Origin of the sequence: Nocardioides sp. L-11A (assembly GCA_029961745.1) — a bacterium.
Classification (GTDB): domain Bacteria; phylum Actinomycetota; class Actinomycetes; order Propionibacteriales; family Nocardioidaceae; genus Nocardioides.
Genome location: CP124680.1, coordinates 4813774 through 4832228 on the forward strand (window position 1 = coordinate 4813774; position 18455 = coordinate 4832228).

General features: G+C 70.9%; 18 protein-coding genes and 2 tRNA genes. 4 read left to right on the forward strand and 16 right to left on the reverse strand.

The features are described from left to right. Positions 1-48: 48 nt before the first annotated feature. The 5 genes from QJ852_23070 to QJ852_23090 all read right to left on the reverse strand — a co-directional run bounded on the left by QJ852_23070 (position 49) and on the right by QJ852_23090 (position 4900). Positions 49-924, reverse strand: coding sequence for an ABC transporter permease (locus QJ852_23070; protein ID WGX96020.1), 876 nt, complete (start codon positions 922-924; stop codon positions 49-51). A gap of 17 nt (positions 925-941) precedes the next feature. Then, the gene (locus QJ852_23075) at positions 942-1817 is read right to left on the reverse strand and encodes an ABC transporter permease (protein ID WGX96021.1); all 876 of its coding nucleotides are present in this window, start codon (positions 1815-1817) and stop codon (positions 942-944) included. Continuing rightward, complete coding sequence (locus QJ852_23080; protein ID WGX96022.1) at positions 1814-2596, reverse strand: ABC transporter ATP-binding protein; 783 nt, start codon at positions 2594-2596, stop codon at positions 1814-1816. Before QJ852_23080 ends, QJ852_23075 begins: the two co-directional genes overlap by 4 nt. Positions 2597-2772: 176 nt before the next feature. After that, positions 2773-3765 (reverse strand): TauD/TfdA family dioxygenase, encoded by a 993-nt coding sequence (locus tag QJ852_23085; GenBank protein WGX96023.1) that lies wholly within the window; start codon positions 3763-3765, stop codon positions 2773-2775. A 337-nt stretch (positions 3766-4102) separates the two neighbouring features. Beyond that, positions 4103-4900, reverse strand: a complete 798-nt coding sequence (locus QJ852_23090; protein WGX96024.1) for an IclR family transcriptional regulator — start codon at positions 4898-4900, stop codon at positions 4103-4105. 127 nt (positions 4901-5027) lie between these two features. On the opposite strand from QJ852_23090, the gene QJ852_23095 reads away from it, so the two are divergent. The 3 genes from QJ852_23095 to QJ852_23105 are packed head-to-tail and all read left to right on the forward strand — an operon-like array spanning position 5028 to position 8710. Beyond that, the gene (locus tag QJ852_23095; GenBank protein WGX96025.1) at positions 5028-7205 is read left to right on the forward strand and encodes a malate synthase G; all 2178 of its coding nucleotides are present in this window, start codon (positions 5028-5030) and stop codon (positions 7203-7205) included. Further along, positions 7205-7633, forward strand: a complete 429-nt coding sequence (locus QJ852_23100; GenBank protein ID WGX96026.1) for a heme-binding protein — start codon at positions 7205-7207, stop codon at positions 7631-7633. The genes QJ852_23095 and QJ852_23100 overlap by 1 nt, the downstream gene beginning before the upstream one ends. Positions 7634-7690: 57 nt before the next feature. After that, positions 7691-8710, forward strand: coding sequence for an adenosine deaminase (locus QJ852_23105; GenBank protein ID WGX96027.1), 1020 nt, complete (start codon positions 7691-7693; stop codon positions 8708-8710). Positions 8711-8777: 67 nt separating this feature from the next. Here QJ852_23105 and QJ852_23110 read toward each other — a convergent pair whose 3' ends face one another. From QJ852_23110 to QJ852_23140, 7 genes are all read right to left on the reverse strand, one after another. Continuing rightward, positions 8778-9776, reverse strand: coding sequence for a hypothetical protein (locus QJ852_23110; GenBank protein ID WGX96028.1), 999 nt, complete (start codon positions 9774-9776; stop codon positions 8778-8780). A gap of 181 nt (positions 9777-9957) precedes the next feature. Next, positions 9958-10980 carry a hypothetical protein gene (locus QJ852_23115; GenBank protein WGX96029.1) on the reverse strand — a complete coding sequence of 341 codons (1023 nt, stop codon included), beginning with the start codon at positions 10978-10980 and terminating at the stop codon, positions 9958-9960. Between the two features lie 108 nt (positions 10981-11088). Beyond that, positions 11089-12183, reverse strand: coding sequence for a hypothetical protein (locus QJ852_23120; protein ID WGX96030.1), 1095 nt, complete (start codon positions 12181-12183; stop codon positions 11089-11091). Between the two features lie 181 nt (positions 12184-12364). Further along, positions 12365-13369, reverse strand: coding sequence for a hypothetical protein (locus tag QJ852_23125; protein ID WGX96031.1), 1005 nt, complete (start codon positions 13367-13369; stop codon positions 12365-12367). A 94-nt stretch (positions 13370-13463) separates the two neighbouring features. Continuing rightward, on the reverse strand, positions 13464-14546 hold the full coding sequence (locus QJ852_23130) for a UDP-N-acetylmuramate dehydrogenase (protein WGX96032.1): 1083 nt from the start codon (positions 14544-14546) through the stop codon (positions 13464-13466). After that, complete coding sequence (locus QJ852_23135) at positions 14539-14940, reverse strand: MaoC/PaaZ C-terminal domain-containing protein (protein ID WGX96033.1); 402 nt, start codon at positions 14938-14940, stop codon at positions 14539-14541. Before QJ852_23135 ends, QJ852_23130 begins: the two co-directional genes overlap by 8 nt. A 67-nt stretch (positions 14941-15007) precedes the next feature. After that, entirely contained in the window at positions 15008-15406 is a 399-nt protein-coding gene (locus QJ852_23140) for a MaoC family dehydratase N-terminal domain-containing protein (GenBank protein ID WGX96034.1), read from the reverse strand. Between the two features lie 39 nt (positions 15407-15445). Between QJ852_23140 and QJ852_23145 the strand changes: the two genes are divergently transcribed. Continuing rightward, the gene (locus QJ852_23145) at positions 15446-16468 is read left to right on the forward strand and encodes a hypothetical protein (GenBank protein ID WGX96035.1); all 1023 of its coding nucleotides are present in this window, start codon (positions 15446-15448) and stop codon (positions 16466-16468) included. Between the two features lie 52 nt (positions 16469-16520). Here QJ852_23145 and rpmG read toward each other — a convergent pair whose 3' ends face one another. The 4 genes from rpmG to QJ852_23165 form a co-directional block, all read right to left on the reverse strand. Further along, positions 16521-16691, reverse strand: a complete 171-nt coding sequence (gene rpmG, locus QJ852_23150; protein WGX96036.1) for a 50S ribosomal protein L33 — start codon at positions 16689-16691, stop codon at positions 16521-16523. 42 nt (positions 16692-16733) lie between these two features. After that, positions 16734-16807 (reverse strand) — tRNA-Met (locus tag QJ852_23155). 73 nt (positions 16808-16880) lie between these two features. Beyond that, positions 16881-16953, reverse strand: a tRNA-Thr gene (locus QJ852_23160). A 62-nt stretch (positions 16954-17015) separates the two neighbouring features. Next, positions 17016-18413, reverse strand: a complete 1398-nt coding sequence (locus QJ852_23165; GenBank protein WGX96037.1) for an amidase — start codon at positions 18411-18413, stop codon at positions 17016-17018. Between the last annotated feature and the right edge of the window lie 42 nt (positions 18414-18455).

Genomic DNA, 18455 nt, shown 5'->3' on the forward strand with positions numbered 1-18455 from the left:
GGGTGCCGGGCGCCGGGGCCGCACCGGAGTCGGCCGCCGGATCCGGCGTCACAGGGCGGTCCCCTCGCGGGCGGTGGGGACCCAGCGCAGGAGCCGTGCCTCGAGAAGGCTGAACAGCAGGTTGGCGACGATGCCGAAGCACGCGATCATCACGACGCCGCTCCAGGTGTCGAGGAAGCGGAACTGGTTGCTCGACAAGACGACGTACGCGCCGATGCCCTCCGACGCGGCGAACATCTCCGAGACGACCACCAGGATGAGTGCGATGCCGAGGCTGACCCGCAGGCCGGCCAGGATCCCCGGGCTGGCGGCCGGGAGGACGATCCGCCGGAAGTAGGACGACCGCTTCATCCGCAGGCTCTTGGCCGAGCGCAGGTAGCCCTCGTCGATCGAGCGGGCGCTGTCCATCGTGTTCACGAGGATCGTCCAGAAGGTGCCGAGGACGACGATCGTGATGTTCATGCCGTTGCCGATCCCGAAGAGCATGATCGCCACCGGCAGCAGGGCAGTCGCGGGGATGGCGATGCCGAACCTGACGATCGGTGCCATCAACGCGTACGCCGTGCGGTTCATCCCGAGCAGCATCCCGAGGGACACACCGAGCAGGATGCTGATCGCCCAGCCCTCCGCGAACCGTCCGACGCTGGCGACCAGGTGCTCGCGCACCACGTCGTCGAGGAAGAGCGTCCCGACCCCGCCCGTGAACCAGTTGTCGCGCAGGTGCGCCAGGATCTGTGAGATCGGCGGGACGAAGGGCGTCGCCCACAGGCGGGCGACGATCTCCCACAACACGAGCAGGGCGACGCCGAGCCAGAGGTGGCTGCCCACCTCGATCGCCGCGCTGCGGGCCGCCTGCCCGGAGCGCCGCAGGCTCCCTCCCGTGGGCAGGACGCCCCTGTCCGACCGGATCAATGTCTGCGACATGGACCGACCACCTCCTGTCATGACCGCTGCCGGCGGTTCGCGTGGGACCACGGGACGAACCTGCGCTCGAGCAGCATGAACACCGTGTACTGGATGAAGCCGAGGGTCCCCGTGATGGCGATCCCGGCGTAGGCGTAGTCCGGATGCGTGGGGATGTCCGCCTGGAACTTGATGATCAGGTGGCCCAGTCCCGAGCCGGCCGCGACGATCTCGACGCTCAGGATCACGATCAGCGCGACGCTGCCGGCCACCCGGATCCCGGTCGCGATCATCGGCAGCGCGGAAGGCAGCACGACCTTGCGCAGCACCTTGCCCCTGCTCCACTGCAGGCTCTTGGCCACGGTCAGCAGCTGGGGCTCGGTGTTGCTGACGCCATAGATCGTGTTGAGCAGGATCAGCCAGCTGATCGAGGTGACGGTGAGGGCGACCTTCATGTTGGTGCCCAGCCCCAGCACCAGCACCGCGACGGGGATCAGTGCCACGAGCGGCACGGCGCGGCAGGCGTGGACGACGGCGAGGCTCGGCTTGCGCAGGGCAGCGACCGCGCCGGCGACCAGGCCCAGCGGTACCGCGATCGCCACACCCAGCACCATCGCGAGCGCCCAGGCCCGGATCGTGTCGAGGATCTCGGCGCGGTAGCCACTCTCCCCGAGCAGGTGCACGACGCCGCCGGCGACCTCGTCCGGCGGCGGCAGGGAGGAAGGATCCACCAGGTCACCGCGGGTCACCGCCCACCAGCCGAACAGCAGGAGGCCGATCCCCACCGTGCCCAGGAGGGGGTCGCGCAGCAGGAACAGCAGTGGTGCGCTGCGCGATCTCGTCTCCGCCGCCGACCCGGCAGCAGGCCCCGCAGCCCCCGCCGGAGCGCCGGGGCGTTCCATCAGGTCGCTCATGACGCCCTGCGCTCGACCTTGTTGGCGCCCATGATCAGCTCGTAGAGCTCGGCCCGGATCTCTCCGAAGCGCGGGTCCTGCTTGGACACGAGCTGGTCGCGCGGCCGGCTGATCGGGACCTCCAGGTCGGCGATCGTCGAGGCGGGCGACCCCGAGAGCACGACGACCCGGTCGGACAGGTAGACCGCCTCGTCGATGTCGTGGGTGACGAAGATGATCGTCTTGTTCCACTCCTGCCACACGTCGAGGACCAGGTCCTCGAGAACGTTCCTGGTCTGCGCGTCCACCGAGGCGAACGGCTCGTCCATGAGCAGGACCTTGGGACGCGAGACGAGTGCCCGCGCGATCGCCACCCGCTGCTGCATGCCGCCCGAGAGCTGCCAGGGGTACATCGGGCCGGTCTTCTCGGGCAGCCCGACCTGCGCGAGGAGGCGGTACACACTCTCCCGACGCTCCGCCTTGCCGGTCGTGTCGCGGATCGGCACCGCGATGTTCTGCTCCACGCTCATCCACGGGAACAGCGAGCGGCTGTAGTCCTGGAAGACGATCGACAGCTCCTCGGGCGGACTGGAGTAGGAGCGACCGTCGAGCGCCAGCTCGCCCGTCGTGGGCCGGATCAGCCCGGACAGGCAGTTGAGCAGGGTCGTCTTGCCGCAGCCCGACGGTCCGACGATCGAGACGAACTCGCCCGGATACACGGTGAGGTCGATCTGCTCGATGGCCTGGACCGTGCCGCGCTTGGAGGGGTACTGCTTCGAGAGGCCGTCGACGCGGAGCATCGGGACGGTCTCCGATGTCGCTGCGACGACCCCGGGGTCGGTTGTTGGCTCTGGATACATGGGAAACCCGCTTCTGTGGAGGAGCCCGCGACGGGGCGCCGGTACGGCGCGGCGCGATCGCGGCGCACGCCGGAGGCCGGCCGGCCCGAGCCAGCCGGCGGGAACGGCCGGACGGACTAGGCCTGGTAGGTCACGTTGCTGACGGCGTACTCGGGTGCGAACTCGTAGTAGTCGCGCAGGGTGACCCAGAACCGGATCAGGTCTCGCTTCAGGTCGTAGGCCTCGTGGTCCTCGTACTCCGTGCGCGAGTGGACGATCAGGTGGTTGTTGAGGAACTGCATGTCGCCCGGCTGGAAGATCATGTCGAGGTAGATGGACGGCGAGCTGGCCACCTCGTCGAACATGTCGAGGGCGGCGATCGCCTTCTCCGTCAGGCGCGGCGCGTCCTCGTGGCGCTGTGACGACTCGATGTAGCTGCGGCCGTAGCGCGCGCTGAGCCGGCCCTGGTGGGGGCTGAAGATCGGCGAGAGCTGGAAGCCCGGGCCCTCGGCGTCGAGCGGGAGCCGCTTGTCGAAGGCGAAGCTCCGATAGAGCTCGGCCACGAGCTCGGGGTCGCGACGCAGCATCTCGTTGTGGATCGCCGAGGAGCTCGCGATGCGGCTGGCGCCGCCGCTCTTGGCGGCCCGGCGGCACAGCAGCGCGACGACGTCGGAGCCGTCGACGTGGTAGTCGAGGGTCGCGGTGGTCTGGTAGCCCCGCACCTCGGGGTCCTGGTAGTCCTTGCCCTGGTCGCGCACGTGGACCAGGAGGTCGTTGCGGGCGTTCTGCGGCAGCGGGATGCCGATGTGCGAGCCGAGGATCCAGTAGGCCAGCTCGGACTCGTGCTCGCTCAGCTCGAAGACCGGGAGACCGCGCACCAGCGAGAACCCGTACCCGTCGGTCAACTGGTGCAGGACCTCGGCGATCAGCGGCTGCGTGCGCGGCAGCGGGTGGTCCTCACGGGTGATCTCCCCCAGCGGCGCGCCGCTGGCCTTGGCCGCTTCCACGGACTGCAGCAGCTCGTCGAGGTGCTCCTGCTCGAGAACGACGGTGACCTCGGGCGAATCGGCCACATCGGGGCCGACCCAGGCGGCCTGGGAATCAATGGGCTGAATGTATGTGTGGTCCATGGTCTGCACGACCCTTCCATCAGGGGACTTCGATTTCGAAACAGATCACGGGAAACGAACCAGCGTTGAATTCGCTGTGGTCCGTCTCACATCGCGATTCAACGTACCGTAGGGCGAGATGACCGCCGCTGTCTAGAGGTCATTTCAAGACTTTTCGCGGGGCGTGAAAAGTGCGAAAAAAGCCGCCGCGCAGGCGTGATCGCCTGCGCTGCGGCAGCAGTGATAATCCCTATTTCCGAGCGCGCTCCGAGCGCGCCCCGGCCTTATCGAGAAGACCTGGCACTAGGTCGAGAGAATTCCGATCTTCGAGAAAGTCGACGTCGTGTCGGGACGCCTTTCACCCCTTCGCCGGGCCGGCGCCGCCGACCGCCATCTCACCGGCCAACCGCTCGGCCGCGCCCTGGAGCAGCGGCACCGCGCGCGCGACGATGTCGTCGGTCATCCGCGCCCGCGGACCCGACACCGAGACGGCCATCCAGGACAGGCGCTCGGCCTTGATCGGGACGGCGACACAGCGCACGCCGATCTCCTTCTCCTCCTCGTCCATCGCATAGCCGCGGCGGCGGATCTCCGCCAGGTCGGCGAAGAGCGCCGTCTCGGTGGTCAGCGTGTGGGGCGTGTAGCCCGGCAGGCCGACCCGGTCGATCACGCTGCGGATCTGGTCGTCGCCCAGTTGGGCGAGCAGCGCCTTGCCGACGCCACTGCAGTGCAGCTCGACCTGACGGCCGACCTCGGTGAACATCCGCATCGCATGACGGGAGGGCACCTGGGCGACGTACTCGGCATGCGCGCCGGTCAGGATCGCGAGGTTCGCCGTCTCCCCCAGCGCGTCGACCAACTCGCCGAGGATGGTCTGGGTGTTGACCCCGACCAGCGAGCTGGCGGTGCTGCCCAGCGGGACCAGGCGGAAGCCGAGGGCGTAGCGGCGGTTCGGCATCTGTCGCATGTACCCGCGGTCGACGAGCGTCTGTAGCAGGCGGTGGATCGTGGGCAAAGGGATGTCGGAGGCCGCGGCGATCTCACCGATCGCCAGGTGCCCCCCGCCCGCCGCCACGATCTCCAGCAGGTCCAGTGCGCGGTGCACCGACTGCACGCCACCACTGCCGCGGCGCGAACCACCGTCCGGAGCCGCCATCGGCGGCACCCCCTTCCTCGGCCCTCGAGCCTCGCCCGAGCCGTTTGACAATCGGCCCATGCCCTGTCAAGTTTCCACTATACGCATAGAGATTTCCACATCATGGAAAGTTACGCAAGGGGCTGGCATGACAGATCGAGTACGCGTCGGACGGCTGAGCGTCGCGGAGACGCTGCATCGGTTCATCGTCGAGGAGGCGCTGCCGGGCTCCGGGGTGGAGCCGGACCGGTTCTGGGCCGGCGCCGACGCGATCGTCCACGACCTCTCCGGCCGTAACGCCGCACTGCTCGCGCGGCGCGTCGAGCTGCAGCAGGCGATCGACGACCACCACCGGGCGCACCCGGGAGCGCCGGACACTGCCGCCTACACCCGGTTCCTCGAGGAGATCGGCTACCTGGTCGAGGAGCCCGCCGACGTCACCGTCACCACCTCGGGCATCGACACCGAGATCGCCGAGCAGGCCGGCCCCCAGCTCGTCGTCCCCCTGCTCAACGCCCGGTTCGCGACCAACGCCGCGAACGCTCGCTGGGGCTCGCTGTACGACGCGCTGTACGGCACCGACGTCATCGCGGAAGACGGCCCGCTCGCCCGCGGTACCGACTACAACGCCGTGCGCGGCGCCGAGGTCGTCGCCCGCGGACGGGCCCTTCTCGATGCCCACGTCGGTCTCGCCGGCGGCTCGCACGCCGACGCGACGTCGTACACGATCGACGCGGACGGCTTGGCGGTCGGCGTCAAGGGCGAGGTGCTGCGCCTGGCCGATCCGACCCAGCTGGTCGGCCACCGCGGACCGGCCGACGAGCCGGAGGCGATCGTCCTGGTGCACCACGGACTGCACCTCGAGATCCTCATCGACCGGACCGACCCGATCGGCGCGACCGACGCAGCCGGCGTCAAGGACCTGGTGCTGGAGTCGGCGGTCTCGACGATCATGGACCTCGAGGACTCGGTCGCGGCGGTCGATGCCGAGGACAAGGTGCTCGGCTATCGCAACTGGCTGCGGCTGATGCAGGGCACGCTGGCCGAGGAGGTCACCAAGGACGGGCGCACGTTCACCCGCGCCATGAACCCGGACCGGGAGTGCACCGCGCCCGACGGCCAGACCGTGCGGCTCCACGGCCGCTCGCTGCTCTTCATCCGCCAGGTCGGGCTCCTGATGACGACCGACGCGGTGCTCGACGAGCACGGCGACGAGATCCCCGAGGGCATCCTCGATGCGCTGGTCACCGCCCTCGGCAGCGTCCACGACCTGCGCGGCAACACCCGGCTGGGCAACTCCCGCACCGGCTCGATGTACGTCGTCAAGCCCAAGCTGCACGGCCCCGACGAGGTCGCCTTCACCTGCGAGCTGTTCGGCCGGGTCGAGGAGGTGCTCGGCCTCGCCCCGCTCACGATCAAGATCGGGATCATGGACGAGGAGCGCCGCACCAGCCTCAACCTCAAGGCCTGCATCGCCGCGGCACGCGACCGGGTCGCCTTCATCAACACCGGTTTCCTGGACCGTACGGGCGACGAGATCCACACCTCGACGCAGGCCGGGCCGATGGTCCGCAAGAGCGACATGCGCGGCGAGACCTGGATCCGCGCCTACGAGGCGTCCAATGTCGACATCGGCCTGGCCTGCGGGCTCCCCGGCCGAGCGCAGATCGGCAAGGGCATGTGGGCCGCGCCCGACAACATGGCCGAGATGCTCGAGCAGAAGATCGGGCACCCGCAGGCCGGTGCGACCTGCGCGTGGGTGCCCTCACCGACCGCGGCGACCCTGCACGCGATCCACTACCACCAGGTCGACGTGCACCAGGTGCAGCGCGAGCTGGCCGGACAGCGCCGCGCCTCGCGGGCCGAACTGCTGACCGTGCCGCTGGGCGACCCGGCCGCCTGGTCGCCGGCCGACCGGCAGGCCGAGCTCGACAACAACATCCAGGGCACCCTGGGGTACGTCGTGCGCTGGATCGACGCGGGCGTCGGCTGCTCCAAGGTGCCCGACATCCACGGCGTCGCGCTGATGGAGGACCGCGCCACCTGCCGGATCTCGTCGCAGCACGTCGCGAACTGGCTGGCCCACGGCATCGTCACCGTCGAGCAGGTCGAGGAGACCCTGCGCCGGATGGCCGCCGTCGTCGACGGCCAGAACGCCGGCGACCCGGCGTACATCCCGATGGCACCGGCCTACGACGGCGAGGCATTCCTGGCCGCGCGCGAGCTCATCTTCCGGGGCGCGGAGCAGCCCAGCGGCTACACCGAGCCGATCCTGCACCGCCGCCGGTCCACCACCAAGAAGCACATCTCCCAAGGAGCACACTGATGTCCCTCCCCCTCACCACGGCGCGCGCGATGATCGCCGCCACCCTCGAGCACGCCGCGAAGGCGGGCTTCAAGCCGCTGACGGTCGTCGTCCTCGACGCCGGCGGCCATGTCGTCGCCGCCGAGCGCTCCGACGGGTCGTCCGCCAAGCGGTTCGAGATCGCGCACGGCAAGGCCCACGGCGCGGTGGCGCTCGGCATGGGGACCCGCGCCCTCATGGCCCGCGCCGAGCAGCAGGGCTACTTCATCGCCGCCGTGGGCTCGGCCATCGGCGGGGCGCTCGTCCCCGTTCCGGGCGGCGTGCTGGTCAAGGACGAGGGTGGTGCCGTGCTCGGCGCCGTCGGCGTCACCGGCGACCTGTCGGACAACGACGAGGCGGCCGCACTGGCCGGCATCGCGGCGGTCGGCCTGGTCGCCCAGCCCGACTGAGGACCGGGCCCGCCCGGCGATCGGGCGCGCTGCGGAGGCGAGCCCTAGGATGACGGCGTGCGGGATATCAAGGCGTTGCCCAAGGCGCACCTCCACCTGCACTTCACCGGATCGATGCGGCACTCGACGCTGCTCGAGCTCGCCGCCCGCGACCGGATCCACCTCCCCGACGCGCTCGTCGAGGAGTGGCCGCCCCAGCTGACCGCGGCCGACGAGAAGGGCTGGTTCCGCTTCCAGCGCCTCTACGACGTGGCCCGCTCGGTGCTGCGCACCGAGGCCGACGTGCGCAGGCTGGTCCTGGAGGCCGCGGAGGACGACGTCGCCGACGGCGGGCGCTGGCTGGAGATCCAGGTGGACCCCAGCGGCTACGCCGCCCGCTTCGGCGGCATCACCGCCTTCACCGACCTGGTGCTCGACGCGGTCCGCGACGCCTCGGCCCGCACCGGCCTCGGCATCGCCGTCATCATCGCCGCCAACCGCACCCGCCACCCGCTCGACGCCCGGACCCTGGCCCGGCTGGCCAGCCAGTACGTCGACCGCGGCGTCGTCGGGTTCGGCCTCTCCAACGACGAGCGTCGCGGTCGCACCGCCGACTTCGCGGGCGCCTTCTCGATCGCCGAGCGGGCGGGACTGCTCCTCGCCCCCCACGGCGGCGAGCTGCGCGGACCCGAGCACATCCGGCTGTGTCTCGACGAGTTGCACGCGGGGCGGCTCGGTCACGGCGTACGCGCGGCGGAGGACGCGGACCTCCTCGCCCGGATCGTCGACGCCGGGGTCGCCCTGGAGGTCTGTCCGGTGTCGAACGTCGCCCTGGGCGTCTACTCCGACCTCACCTCCGTGCCGCTGCCCACGTTGCTGGAGGCGGGCGCGACGGTCGCCCTCGGCGCGGACGACCCCCTGCTCTTCGGCTCGCGCCTCGCCGGCCAGTACGCCACCATGCGCGCCGCCCACGAGCTCTCCGACGACCAGCTCGCCGAGCTGGCGCGGATGTCCTTCCGTGCCAGCCGGGCGCCCAAGGACGTCATCGACGCGGGACTGGCCGCGATCGACAGCTGGCTGGCGCAGGCTGCTGAGTGACCCGTGACGCACCGCGGGCCCGGTCGACATCGACCGGGCCCGCGGCGTTCAAGCGTGAGTCAGCGGCTCAGGAACAGGCCAGGTACGACCTGGTCACCGTCACCTTCTTGCCGTTCTTCAGCTTGATCGTCGCGACCACCTCAGCGGCCGACGCCGGAGCAGCCGGCAGCACCAGCGCACGCTTCTTCAGCTTCTTGCCCTTGAACTTCGCGACCTTCGCGCCGTTGACCGTGATCACGACCTGCTTGGCCTTCTTCTTGGCCTTCTTCGTGATCGCCGCAGCCACATTGCCCGTCGCGCAGTCGCGCGCGCCGAACTGGGTGTAGCCGCCCCCCTTACCGGTGGGAGCGGTAGCGGCTCCCATCGGCTGGAGCTCGATGTTCACTGACGAGGTGAACGAGGCGGTGCGGTTCTGCGGGTCCGCCGCGTATGCGTCAGTCTCACCGTAGAGATCCATCTCGATCAGACCGGCCGGAAGCAGTGCCGTCATGCTTCCGGAGGTTCGGACCGGCATGTTGACGCGAATAACGCCGTCCGGCAGGTCCAGCTCCACATACCCGGACCCGCTGGCCCCCTTGCCGCCCGTGGTCCAGGTCATTGTGGCCCACATCGGCTGCGCCAGCGTGAAGTCACCCTGAGCCTCACCCTCGACCGACGCGTAGCCCTCGCAGACCGTGCCCTCCTTGCTCGGCACGGCACTAGCGTTCATTGTCGTCGCGAACTTGATCGTCGCCGGCCCGCCTGCGACGGGAGTCGAGCTGACCGTGGTCACCGCAGACGCGCTGAGCGCAGTGCTCTCACCCGGCGCAGTCAGCGTGCCGGAGTCGGACTCCGTAGCGGTGACCGCAACCCCGTTGTCACTCCACGGAAGATCTGGAGTTGTGTTGGACGACACGTTCGCCACACAGGTCGGGTCACTGCCATCATCGCCCAAGCCGGACCACGCGTAGACATCGGCGTTCACGATCGCCGCGTGGGCCAGCGTCGGCACGCTGGCCAGGCCGGTGGCCGCCAAGGCACCCAGGGTGAGTCCGACGGCACCGCGCCGGACGAGAAGTCGCTTCATCAAAGCTCCTCGAGAGGTTCGACGGCACCTCGGTCCAGCGCCGTCTGGGAGTCAACCGGCGACGCTAGTGCGCCGCGGGCGCCTCCGGCGCGACTTCGAGATTTCCTTTACCTCCGACAGTTCGCGACAGTGGGGCCCGGCCGATCAGCCGGGCCCCACTGTCGTTCGAGCGGTCAGGTGATCAGGAGCAGGCCTGGTAGGACCGGGTGACGGTGGCCTTCTTGCCGCTCTTCAGCTTGATCCGGACCACGACCTCGGCAGGAGCCGCCTTCGCGGCGGGGAGCACGATGGTGCGCGGCTTCAGCTTCTTGCCCTTGAGCTTCGCGGCCTTGGCGCCGTTCACACTGATCGTGACCTGCTTGGCCTTCTTCCTCGCCTTCTTGGTGAGGTCGACGGCGACGCCGCCGGTGGCGCAGTCCCGGGCACCGAGGGCGACGACGCCCTTGCTCTTGCCGGAGACGGGCGAGGCCGCGCCGCCGGGGCCCGCGGGCGCCGGCGTAGCACCGACCGGCGTGAGCTCGATGGTGAAGGAGCCGGCGTAGCTGCGGGAGCCGACCGTGTCGTCGTTGTCCACCTGAGCCTCCGCCTGGATCTGGACGTAGACCGGCCCGGCGGGAATCAGTGCCGACACCGATCCCTTGCTCTGCGGCCCCACGACGAGTGCCACGACGCCGTCCTGCGTGTCGTCCACCATCGCCTGCGCGAGACCGGATCCGTCTCCGCTTCCGCTGATGGTCGCCCACATCGGCTGGGGGAGCTCGAATGACGCCTCGGCCCCCGGTCGTGCGGTCGCGTTGGCCCAGCAGGCCCCATCCTCACGCTGGGCATGCGCCGAGGCCGAGGCCGCGACGCTGGCCTTGATGGTGGCCGGACCGGCGCCGATCGGCGTCATCGACGCGGTGACCTGGCCCGACCCGGACAGCTCGGTCACGTCGGTCTCGTCGTCGGTGTGGGTCACCGTCGCCGCGGCGTTCCACGACTGCGACACCGGGACCCCGTTGTCGACGAGCTCGATGCCGCCCGGATGGCTCGGCTCCGAGATGTCGCACACCGCCGGGTCCCAGCTGCTGAAGTCGACGGCAGCCCGGACCTCGGCGTACTCGACGGCCGCTCCTGCCGGCGTCGGGAGGGCGCTGAGTCCGGTGACGGCCAGGGCTCCGGCGGCGAGGCCGAGCGCGCCGCGGCGTACGAGTTGGTTCTTCACGGGGTGCTCCTCGAGATCGGGGGGTCGACGCCCGCCCAACGGCAGCGGGCCTGGTCCGTTAGGACCAGGCCCGCTCCGACGCCGAATGTCGCCCGGCCAATCACCCGCTCACGTGCAGGGCAGGTACGACCTCGTGGCCTGCATCCGGCGGCCGTTGGCCAGGACGAGCTTGACCTTGACCTTGGTCACGCCTGACGCCGAGGTCGGCAGGACGACCGTCCTGGCCTTCGGCTTCTTGCCCTTGAGGCCCTTGCCCTTGAGCACGGCGGCCTTCGCCCCGTCAACCTTGAACTTCACGCGCTTGGCCTTCTTCACGGTCTTCTTGCTGAGCGCGACCGTCACATTGCCGTTGGTGCAGTCGCGCTCGCCGAACTGGACCAGCGGTGCTCCCTTGCCGGTGACCGCCGACGCGGTGCCGGCGGGCTTCAGCTCGACCTTGAAGCTGCCCGTGTGCGACGCGCTGCTGCGCGCCGCCGCCGCGCTTTCGGACTCGCCGGTCAACTGATGGGTCGAGGCGACCGCGAGGGCGCTGAAGCCCACGCCGTACTTGCCGGGCGGCAGCAGAGTGCTCGAGACCGCCGAGCCGCGGTTGCCGGCCGACACCACCAGGCCGTCGCCTCCCAGGCCACCGAAGAAGAGCAGGCTCTCCCAGCCCGATCCGCCGAGCAGGTCAGCGCTGCCGATCCCGACAATGCTGGTGCCGAGGGTCTCACCCTCGCGTTGCCCCTGACCGGTGGCAGTGAGAGTGACCCACATCGGCTGCGTCAGCGTGAAATAGCCCTGACTCACCGCTGCCGCCTGCGTTCTCACGAAGCAATCGACGTCGACACTGCTCGGGCGAACGGAGGTCGTCGCGGTCGCCGAGCCCGTGATGGTGGCCGGGGCGCTGCCGATCGGCGAGGCGCTGATCGAGGCGCTGGTGGAGGTCGTCGCGTCGACGGAGTCCTCGCCCACGGTGAACGTCGAGGAGGCGGAGGTGTTCTTGGAAACCGTCACGTTGTTGTCGGTCCAGGACACCACGTCCGGCTCGAACTCATCCTCCTCGGGGCCCTCGCAGCCGTCGGCCAAGATGCTGGACCAGCCGCCGATCTCGCCGTCTTCTACGGCGGCGCGCGCAGGCGACGGGACACTGGCCAGTCCGACCGCGGCGAGGGATCCGAGCGCGAGTGCCGCGACGCTGCGCCGAACGAGATGGTTCTTCATGGGGGAGCTCCTCGAGAAGGCACGACGGCGCACGGGAGCGGCAGCCGCCTACTGAGCGCAGACTAGGGCTACCGCGAACCTCTCGGCGAGCGTTCGCCAGGATTGTCGCCCTGGAGGTCACCCGGTCGGTCACCCGGGCAGCCGTCGGCGCGGGCCCGGCCGGCGGCCGGGCCCGCCCCGCTCACGAGCAGGCCAGGTACGACCGGGTGACGGTCGCCTTCTTGCCGTTCTTCAGCACGACCTTCGCCGTCACGGTGGCCGCGGCACCGCCCGCGGCGGGAAGGGCGAGCGTCTTGGGCTTGAGCTTCTTGCCCTTGAGCTTCGCGACCTTGGCGCCGTTGGCCTTGATCAGCACGCTGCGCGCCTTCTTCTTGGCCTTCTTCGTGACGACCGCGGCGACATTGCCGGTGGCGCAGTCCCGGGCGCCGAACTGGACGTAGCCGGCCGCCTTGCCGCTCGGCGCGCCCGCAGCGCCCACCGGCTGCAGGTCGATGCGGAAGGTGCCGGAGTAGGCCTTGCTCTCCTCCCGCGAACCGGTCGCATAGACATCGGCGTAGACCTCGAAGTCGACGTAAACGTCACCCGGGACCACCAAGACGGTGGTGCTTCCGGAGCCGCGGTTGCCCAGCTCGATCCCGGTGCCGCTCGTCTCGTCGCGGATGTAGATCGAGCCGGTGCCGGTGCCGTTGCCCGATCCCGACACCGTGGCCCACATCGGCTGGGTGAGGGTGAAGGAACCGCTCGCGCCGCGCCGGCCATTGCCGCTCACGGCGCAACCGGTGGAGGCCAACGTCGAGGTGGCGCTCGCCGTGACGTTGGCCGATCCGGTGATGGTGGCGGGGGCTGCGCCGCCCGAGATGGGGCCGGCGGCCACGGTGGCCGTGCCCGACGTCTGCACGACCACCTTGTCGGTCGCGGCATCGGTCCGGGTGTAGGTCGTGGTGCTGCTGTAGCTCTTGGTCACGGGCACGCCGTTGTCGACCCACTCGGCGTTATCGCTGCCGCTCACAGGCGTCGGAGTGGTGCACGACGGTCCACCCTCGGACTCGTAGGTGTAGAAGGATCCACCCACCGACCCGTACTCGAGGGCGGCGCCGGCGGGACTCGCGACAGCGGTCAGGCCGGCGGTGGCGAGGCCGACGAGGGCGAAGGAAGCGGCGGTACGCCGCAGGGCAGGACTGGTCACGGGCTCTCCTCGAGATGCGAACGAACGGACGCCCCACGGCATCGCGCTCCCCCTATCTGCCAGCCCGCGCGACCGGTCAAACCAGCCGCGCCCCTCAGAGCGCGCAGCCGATGAGCACCGGCTCGTTGACCAACTCGATCCCGAACCGGTCCAGCACACCGGCGCGCACCTCGCGGGCCAGGTCGAGGAGCGCGGCGGTGGACGCGCCGCCGCGGTTGGTCAGCGCCAGGGTGTGCTTCGTCGACAGCGACACCCGTGCGTCCGGCCGGTCGAGGCCGAAGCCCTTGCCGAAACCCGCGTGCTCGATCAGCCAGGCGGCGCTCGTCTTCACCCGCCCGTCCGGCTGCGGGTACGACGGCGCGCCGTCGGGCACTCGGTCGGGATCGACGAACGGGTTGGTGAAGAACGAGCCGGCGCTCCACGTGTCGTGGTCGGTGGCGTCGAGGACCATGCCCTTGCCGCGCCGCAGCCCCAGCACCGCCTCGCGTACGGCGGCCAGCGGGGCGCGCTCCCCCACGGCGACGTCGAGGGTGCGGGCGAGCTCGGCGTACCCGACGGGGGCCGACAGGTCGCCGCGGCCGAGGCGGAAGGTCACGTCCAGCACGAGATGGCGTCCGGGGTCCGCCTTGAACCGGGAGTGCCGGTAGGAGAAGCGGCACTCCTCTCCGGAGAAGGTCCGCTCGCCGCGGAGCATCCGGTCCCAGACCCGGACCGCGGTGATCGTCTGCGCGACCTCCTGACCGTAGGCGCCGACGTTCTGGATCGGGGTGGCACCGGTGGTTCCGGGGATGCCGGAGAGCGCCTCCACGCCGACCCAGCCCTCGGCGACCGCGCGCGCGACGAAGGCGTCCCACGACTCCCCCGCCGCCACGGTCACCGCCACCGACGGTTCACCTACCGAATTGGTCGTCAGATCGCGCTGATCACGACGAATTCGGTCGTTGAACCGTTCCCCCACCCGGACTCCCCCGCCGGTGAGGTGGACGACGGTGCCGGCGAAGCCCTCGTCGGCGACGACCAGGTTGCTGCCGCCACCGACCACGAGGACCGGCTCGCCGGCCCCGTCGGCCTCGGTGACGGCGGCGACCAGGGCGTCGGCGTCGGGAGCGGCGACATAGCGCCGCGCCGGGCCGCCGACCCGGAGCGTGGTGAGATCCGCCAGAGCGGTCTCAGGCACGGACCAGGACCTTGGGGGCGCCGAGCACCTTGGTGCCGTCGACCGTGATCTGCAGGGCGAGGGCGAGCAGGCCGTCGTCGTTGCGCTCGCCGACGGTGCCGGCGACCGTGACCCGCGCCGCCCCCGAGGCGGGTACGACGACGGGCGCGACGAACTTCGCCCCGAGCTCGACGACCTCGGCGTCCCCGGTCCACGCACCGACGGCACGCCCGACCAGCGCCAGGGTGTACATGCCGTGGGCGATCACGCCGGGCAGGCCGACCGCGAGCGCGATCTCCTCGTCCTGGTGGATCGGGTTGTGGTCGCCGCTGGCGGCGGCGTAGGCGACCAGGTCGGCACGGGTGATCTCGAAGGTGAGCGGCTCCAGCGCGGCGCCCGGGGACAGGGTGGTCATCGGGGTCCCCGCGAAGTTGTGGGCTGGAGGAGCGAAGCGGGGGAAGTGCAGAACTTCGTGGGGTGATTCATGCGGCACCTCCGCGGTGGACGAGGGTGGCGGTCGCCGTACACACGACGGCTCCGGTCGCGTCGGTGATCTCGCTGGAGGTGCTCACGATGTCGTTGCCGCCGATGGAGCGCACGCCGGTGACGGTGAGGGTCGCGGTGAGCTCGTCGCCGACGACGACCGGGCGCGCGTAGCGGAACCGCTGGTCGCCGTGCACGATCCGGGACAGCTCGACCTGCTCGGCCGCCAGGAAGTCCTGGAGGGCGGCGAAGGTGACGACGATCGGGTACGTCGGCGGGACCGGCCCGCCGGTGCCGCCACCGACGGAGGCGGCGAAGGCGGCGACGGACTCCGCGGTCACCGGCACGGGCGCGGTCGGGGGGAAGGCGCGCCCGACCAGGGCGGCGTCGATCGGCATGCGAGGAGTCTATGGGGTGCCCTGCCGCATACTCGCTCCATGTCGGTCCAGGGCGGAGCAGCAGCGCTCGCGGTCGTGCTCGGCCTCGTGACGAGCGCGTGCACCGACGCCGCAGGGCGGGAGTCCATCCCTCCGCGGGCCGGCGCCGGGACTGTCGCCGGGGCCGGCGGGTGCGGCCCGGTTCGCTACGACGACGTGCGCGGCCCGGCGCCGTCGTACGTCGACGGGCCGCTCGCCGAGATCCCCAACGCCCACGCGCTGTGCCGCGGCCGGTGGCTGCCGGCGACCGGCGCCCGGTTCGTGCCGCAGGGCCTGGTCGTGCGCGGCCATCGCGCCTGGGTGAGTGGCTACAACCATCGCAGCCGGGCAGCGGGCGGTGACACCTGCCGGGTGATCGTGGTCGACCTCCGCACAGGCGAGGAGATCCGGCATCGGGCCGCCGTCGCCGGTGTCTGGCGACCCGGCACCCCGAGCTGCCAGCACGCCGGCGGACTGGCTCTCGACCGGCACGGACTGTGGCTCGCGCAGCGGCGCAAGGCGTGGCTGCTCGATCCGGAGACACTGGACGTCCGGCGAGGCTGGAGCCTGACCGGCCGGCTGCGCGGCTCCTACCTGGTGACCGACCCGAGCGGCCGGCTCGGCTTCGGCGGCTTCCACAGCGAGCGGAGCCGGCCGCTGCACTGGCTCGACCCGGCCGTGCTGCTCGAGCCGGGCCGGCTCGAGGTCGGACCGGACGACGCCGAGGAGATCCGATCGGGACCGCCGGACGCGCAGGGCGCGGTCTGGGCCGACCTCGGCCCCGGCCCGGCCCAGGTGTGGTTCACCCGCTCCACGACGTCCTGCGGCGAGCTGTGGGGCGGGAGCCGACGACGCTTCGCCTTCCTGCCCGGCGCCGAGGGCCTGGCGGTCGCCCGCGGGAAGGTGTGGGTCGTGAGCGAGTCGACGGCGGCGCCGTACTTCCGGCGGGGCGGGCGTCCCGTCGTCCCGGCCCTGGCGCAGTACGACCTACGCGACCTCGCCCGCTGGGAGCCGTCGACCTGCCCCGCCACGGGAGAAGACTGAAAGCCCGCCTCCCCCAGGGAGACGGGCTTCCATGACCGTGCGAACCGCAGACTCAGCGGGTCTCGCGGTGCGCGGTGTGCTTGCGGCACCGCGGGCAGAACTTCGACAGCTCGATGCGGTCGGGGTCGTTGCGGCGGTTCTTCTTGGTGATGTAGTTGCGCTCCTTGCAGTCCACGCACGCGAGCGTGATCTTGGGGCGAACGTCGCTGCTCTTGCTGGCCACAGGAAGTCCTTTGAGTTGCTGGTGGTGGTGCCGGGTACTCGGTAGCGGGAACGGGGATCGAACCCGTGACCTCACGATTATGAGTCGTGCGCTCTAACCGTCTGAGCTATCCCGCCACGTGAGGAGGGCGCCCTCCGCGTCTCCCGCCCAGTATCCCCGGGCGGGTCGTGCGGCGGCGCCCCATCTCAGAGCCCCTTTACGGAATCGAACCGTAGACCTTCTCCTTACCATGGAGACGCTCTGCCGACTGAGCTAAAGGGGCAACGCCGCGAAACGATACACGCGTCGTCGGGCGGTGCGAAATCGGCGCCCCACTCGGGGCGATCAGCCCCGGATCGAGGCGAACGGGCGGGCCTGTTCGAGCTCGTAGGCGAGCTCGATGAGGACCGCCTCCTGACCCGGCGCGGCCCCGAACATCATGCCCTGCGGCAGCCCCGCGGCGGTGCTCGCGAGCGGCAGGGAGACGGCTGGGGCACCGGTGATGTTCTGCCAGGGCGTGAACGCGACCCAGTCGAGCAGCCGGTCCATGATCGTGGCGTAGTCCTGGGTCGGGTCGAGATGACCGACCTTGGGCGTGGCCATCGCCAGGGTCGGGGTCAGCGCGACGTCGTACCGCTCGTAGTAGGCCTCGGCGTGGGCGTTGGCGCGCTTGAGGCGGGTGATGGCGCCGGGGACGCGGTGCAGGTTGCGGCGGGCGTGCCGGGCCAGGCCGAGGGTCAGGTTGTCGTGCCTGGTCCGGTCCCACGTCCGGCCGTGGAACGGACGCCCGGTGGCGAGCATGACCTCGGCGAGCAGCGCCCAGTAGAGCAGGAAGTCGTCGACGAAGCTCGGGGCCACCGGGGCCTCGGTCTCGGTGACGGTGTGGCCGAGGTCCTCCAGCAGGCTCGCGGTCTGCTCGGTCAAGGCCCGGGTCTCGGCGTCTGCGCTGCGGCCGACCCCGCTGGTGTTGAGAGCGATCCGCAGCCGTCGCCTGATCGGCCGGGTCAGATCGCCGATCGGCGGCAGGTTGAGGTTGCGGTAGTGCCGCTCGGCCTCGCGATAGAACGCCGCGGTGTCGCGCACCGAGCGGGTGACCACGCCGTCGGAGATGATCCGGATCGGCATGTCGCGGAACAGCTTGTCCTGCGCGAGCCGCCCGCGGGTCGGCTTGAGGCCGACCAGCCCGTTGACCGCGGCGGGGATCCGGATCGAGCCGCCGCCGTCGTTGGCGTGGGCGATGGGTACGGCGCCCGCGGCGACCAGCGCGCCCGAGCCGGAGCTGGACGCGCCGGCGGTCCGCTCGGTGTCCCACGGGGTCCGGACGGCGCCGAGCCGAGGGTGCTCGGCGGACGCGCTGAAGCCGTACTCCGAGAGCTGGCTCTTGCCGAGCGGCACCAGGCCGGTGGCGAGGTACATGTCCGCGAAGTCGCCGTTGCGCTTGGCCGGCCGCGGCTCCCAGGCGTCGGTGCCCGACCGGGTCGGCATGCCGGCCACGTCGACGTTGTCCTTGACCAGCGTGGGTACGCCGGACAGGAACCCCGGCCGCGGGGTGCGGGCCTCGGCGCGGGCCCGGTCGAAGGCGTCGTACGCCATCGCGTTGAGGTCGCCGTCGACGGCCTCGACCCGGGCGATCGCCGCGTCGACGGCCTCCTGCGGGGAGACCTTGCCCGCGGCGAGGTGTTCGGCCAGGCCGACCGCGTCGAGGTCGCCGAGGGCATCGTCGGTGAAGGCATGCACGCGCATGCAGGGGAACCTAGCCGCTCCTCCGACTCCTGGCGTCCGACC